The sequence below is a fragment of the Mycobacterium sp. genome (assembly GCF_040509115.1).
Classification (GTDB): Bacteria; Actinomycetota; Actinomycetes; order Mycobacteriales; family Mycobacteriaceae; genus Mycobacterium.
In genome coordinates this window covers 1-3,962 of sequence record NZ_JBEVLO010000237.1, presented here as the reverse complement: position 1 = coordinate 3,962, position 3,962 = coordinate 1, and the positions used below count along the sequence as shown (strand labels likewise).

6 protein-coding genes are annotated in these 3,962 nt (G+C 67.6%); 3 read left to right on the top strand and 3 right to left on the bottom strand.

What is annotated here, in order from left to right; translation table 11 throughout:
- Positions 1-353: neutral zinc metallopeptidase (locus tag ABW137_RS16230; RefSeq protein WP_526401724.1), on the top strand; the 353-nt coding region annotated here is incomplete at its 5' end.
- Positions 350-901, top strand: a complete 552-nt coding sequence (locus ABW137_RS16225; protein WP_526401722.1) for a DinB family protein — start codon at positions 350-352, stop codon at positions 899-901. The genes ABW137_RS16230 and ABW137_RS16225, both read left to right, overlap by 4 nt.
- A gap of 65 nt (positions 902-966) precedes the next feature.
- Here ABW137_RS16225 and ABW137_RS16220 read toward each other — a convergent pair whose 3' ends face one another.
- The 3 genes from ABW137_RS16220 to ABW137_RS16210 form a co-directional block, all read right to left on the bottom strand.
- Positions 967-1,722, bottom strand: a complete 756-nt coding sequence (locus ABW137_RS16220; protein WP_526401720.1) for an alpha/beta fold hydrolase — start codon at positions 1,720-1,722, stop codon at positions 967-969.
- A 92-nt stretch (positions 1,723-1,814) separates the two neighbouring features.
- Positions 1,815-2,534 (bottom strand): SDR family oxidoreductase, encoded by a 720-nt coding sequence (locus ABW137_RS16215; RefSeq protein ID WP_526401718.1) that lies wholly within the window; start codon positions 2,532-2,534, stop codon positions 1,815-1,817.
- A 144-nt stretch (positions 2,535-2,678) separates the two neighbouring features.
- The gene (locus ABW137_RS16210; protein ID WP_526401716.1) at positions 2,679-3,692 is read right to left on the bottom strand and encodes an Rv2578c family radical SAM protein; all 1,014 of its coding nucleotides are present in this window, start codon (positions 3,690-3,692) and stop codon (positions 2,679-2,681) included.
- Between the two features lie 140 nt (positions 3,693-3,832).
- On the opposite strand from ABW137_RS16210, the gene ABW137_RS16205 reads away from it, so the two are divergent.
- A partial coding sequence (locus ABW137_RS16205; protein WP_526401725.1) for a cold-shock protein occupies positions 3,833-3,962 on the top strand: 130 nt, incomplete at its 3' end.

The window sequence follows — 3,962 nt, the reverse complement described above, 5'->3', positions numbered from 1 at the left end:
TTGGCCGCGCTCAGCAGGGCCCCGGCGGTGAAGAGGGCAACGGGGTACGCACCGAACTCCAGGCGGACTGCTACGCGGGCGTGTGGGCGCACTACGCGTCGATCACCAAGCAGGCGGGCACCGACGTCACCTTCCTAGAACCGTTGACGGACAAGGACATCCAGGACGCGCTGTCGGCGGCCTCATCGGTCGGCGATGATCGCATCCAGCAGTCGAGCACGGGACGGGTGAACCCGGAATCCTGGACGCATGGTTCCTCGGCGGGTCGCCAATACTGGTTCACCGAGGGCTATCGGACCGGTGACCCCAACAAGTGCGACACCTTCTCAGCACAGGATCTGCACCAGGGATGACCACGGACTCCAACGGTTCCGACCCCGGCATCGAGCCCGACACCAAGGACTGGACCTGGGTACTCGCGGAACCGTGCCCCGACTGCGGTTACGACGCAGGCGCCCTGCGCCCCACCGAGGTCGCCACCCGCATCCGGCGCGACGCCGACGAATGGGCGGCCCGGCTGGCGGGGACGTCCGTCGGCACCCGACCTGCACCTGCGGTGTGGTCAGTGCTGGAGTACGGCTGTCACGTCCGCGACGTGCACCGGATCTTCGGGCACCGGGTGCGCCTGATGCTCACCGAGGACGGTCCCGTGTTCCCCAACTGGGACCAGGACGAGTCCGCCGTCGCCGACGACTACGCCTCGCAGGATCCCGCCGCCGTCGCCGACGAGCTGCGTCGAGCGGCGGCGGCAGTCGCGGACACCTACGACTCGGTGCCGCCGGATTCCTGGCAACGACGCGGGTTGCGCTCCAACGGAAGCGAATTCACCGTCGCCTCGATCGCGCTCTATCACCTGCACGACGTGGTGCACCACGCGTGGGACGTGACACCGCGCGGTTGAACCTCCCCTGCGCGCGTCCGGAGTCACCGTGCGGACGTCGCACCGACCCTACGGTCGACAACGGCTCATCGGTGGTCCTTCCAGAAGTCGACGAGCACCTGGGCGGGGCCTGAAGGATCCTGCGTCATCCACCAGTGGCCGAGGCCGTCGAGGACCTCGACCCGTGCCCCCGCACGCGCCGCGGCGCGACGGCGTTGCTCGTCGTCACCGACGAAGTGATCCTCGGTGGGCAGCAGCGCCAAGCCGGGGCGGGCGGCGGCCGCCTCGAGTAGCTCCCCGGCCTTGGCCGCCGCGGGTTGGGCCGCCGACCGGTACAGCGTCAGGATCGACTGACCCATGACCTCGTCGATGCCCGGGGCGACGTTGGTCGCGACGTCGGCACTCATGCCTGCGTCGACGAGGAACCCGGTACGGTCCGCCACGGACATGCCTGCAAACGCCGCGACGGCCGCCTCACCGTCGCCTGGGGTCTGCCACTGCTTGGCGAGGTCGTGCCACACGTAGTCCGGGTCGAACACCCCAGGTACGTCGGACACCCAGGTGCGGATCACGTCGGGCCGCGCCATCGCGACGTTGAGGACGTGGCCGCCGCCCCAGTCGTGCCCGACGAGGTCGATGGGCTGACCGATCGCCTCGAGCTCGGCGACCAGCCAGTCGCGATAACCCTCCATCGTCGCGGCGAACCCCTCGGGTACCGGCGCACCGAAACCGGGTGGCGACAGCCTCCGCACGTCCGCCTCACCGAGCGCGCCGAGTTGCTCGACGAGCGGGTCCCACACCGCGGCCGTCTCCGGCACGCCGTGGACCAATACCACCGTCATGGTTCTCCCTTTCCGTACACCGAGCCCCGCTTGCATTCCGAAACGCAACGTACGCCGAGGCACCGACGAGTCGGAGCGGAACAGGGCGCCGATCACCTCTGCCGCGTGGGGCGCACCACTATCTCGTTGACGTCCACGTCCGCCGGCTGCGACACCGCATAGCCGACCGCGTCCCCGATCGCCCGCGGAGAGATGGCCTCCCGCCGGTAATCGGCCATCAGCCCCTGGGCGTGCGGATCGGTGATGGTGCTCGCCAGCTCGCTCTCGACGACGCCGGGGGTCACCGTCGTGACCCGGATTCCCGGTGGCGACTCCAACCGCAGACCTTCGGTGATGGCCCAGGCGGCGTACTTCGTGCCGCAGTAGACGGCCGCGGTGGGGGTCACCTGGTGGGCGCCGACCGACGCCGTCGTGATGAAGTGCCCGCTGCCCCGCTCGGTGAAATGCGGCAACGCCGAGTCGATTCCGTACAGCAGCGCGCGGACGTTGACGTCGATCATCTGATTCCACTGGTCGACCAGTCCGGCATCGAGGCGTGACAACGGCATGACTCCCGCGTTGGCGACGAACACGTCGAGCCTTCCGTGCCTGGAGACGGTCGCGGCCACGGCGGCGCGCGTCGCCTCCAGATCGGTGACGTCCAGCTCGCACGCCTCGACACCGTCGACCTCCCTTGCCAAGTCGTCGAGGCGATCGGCGCGTCGGGCGGCAGCGACGACCCGGTGTCCGTCTGCGGCGAGCCGCTCGCTGATCGCGCGGCCGATGCCACTGCTGGCACCGGTCACGAACACGACTTTCTCCTGCTCGGTCATCACGCCCGTCCCTTCTGACTCGTCGGCCCATGGCTCTTCTGGCCGTGGTCTCGATCCTGCCGACGCCGTCGGAGGCGTGGAAGGCCGCGCCGTGCCCGGGTGCGGCGCACCCCGGATGGACGGGGTGCGCGGTGGGCGCACCGCTCAGAACAACGTCGGCTCCGGCAACGCGGCGACGGACGGCGGCGGGGCCGACGCGCGGAACGAGCGCTGATCACCGCTCAGACGGTGGCGGACCAACAACGGCGCCGCCCGCTCCCTGAGCATGTCGCGATAGCTCTGCGGCAGGTAGGCCCCCCGGCCGTACAGTTCGCGGTATCGGGGCATCAATTCTGGATGCGAGCGCGCCAGCCACGCCATGAACCAACCGCGCGTCGACCCCCGCAAGTGCAAGCCGAACACGGTGGCACTGCGGGCGCCGGCCGAGGCGATCTCGCCGAGCAACCCGTCCAAGTGGTCGACGGAATCGGTCAAAAACGGCAGCACCGGGGCCACCATCACGTGACAATTCAGCCCGGCGTCGTGAATGGCGCGGATCAACTGCAGGCGGGCCCGCGGCGTCGGCGTGCCCGGCTCGACGTCCTCGTGCAGCGCGGCGTCCGCCACGGCCAGGGAGACCGACACGCTGACCTCGACGTGGCGTGAGGCCTCGACGATCAGCGGCAGATCCCGACGCAGCAGCGTGCCCTTGGTGAGGATCGAGAATGGCGTGCCCGAATCGGCAAGCGCACCAATGATTCCCGGCATCAACGCATAGCGGCCCTCGGCGCGTTGATAGGGATCGGTGTTGGTGCCGAGCGCCACCGTCTCTCGCGACCAGGAGCGTCGGAACAGCTCGCGGCGCAACACTTCTGCGACGTTGGTCTTGACCACCACTTGCGTGTCGAAGTCGTTGCCGCTGTCGAATTCGAGGTATTCGTGCGTTGGTCGCGCGAAGCAATATCGGCACGCGTGGCTGCATCCGCGATAGCCGTTGACCGTGAACTTGAATGGCAGGTTCGCCGCGTTGGGCACCTTGTTGAGCGCCGACTTGCACAGAATTTCATGGAAGGTGATGCCCTCGAACTGCGGTGTACGCACCGAACGCACCAGGCCGATGCGTTGCAAACCCGGCAGTGCACCGTCATCGACGCCGATCCCCTGATCATCCCAGCGCATGCCTTAGTCGAACACATGTTCGACCGAAAAATCAATGCAGAATTCTCGCTGCCGTTTTAGTGAGATGAGCGGCGGTTTGTGCAGTAGACTTCTCCGCGGGTGTAAGACACATCCGCGTCTGATGAAAGAAGTAAAAAAGTATGGCACAGGGAACTGTGAAATGGTTCAACAGCGAAAAGGGCTTCGGCTTTATCGCCCCCGACGACGGCTCCCCGGATGTCTTCGTCCACTACTCTGAGATCCAAGGCGGCGGCTACCGCTCGCTGGAAG

Bases quoted from the DNA above. Each gene is read 5' to 3' on its own strand.
- ABW137_RS16225 (WP_526401722.1), top strand. From the start codon at position 350: ATGACCACGGACTCCAACGGTTCCGACCCCGGCATCGAGCCCGACACC.
- ABW137_RS16220 (WP_526401720.1), bottom strand. From the start codon at position 1,722: ATGACGGTGGTATTGGTCCACGGCGTGCCGGAGACGGCCGCGGTGTGG.
- ABW137_RS16215 (WP_526401718.1), bottom strand. From the start codon at position 2,534: ATGACCGAGCAGGAGAAAGTCGTGTTCGTGACCGGTGCCAGCAGTGGC.
- ABW137_RS16210 (WP_526401716.1), bottom strand. From the start codon at position 3,692: ATGCGCTGGGATGATCAGGGGATCGGCGTCGATGACGGTGCACTGCCG.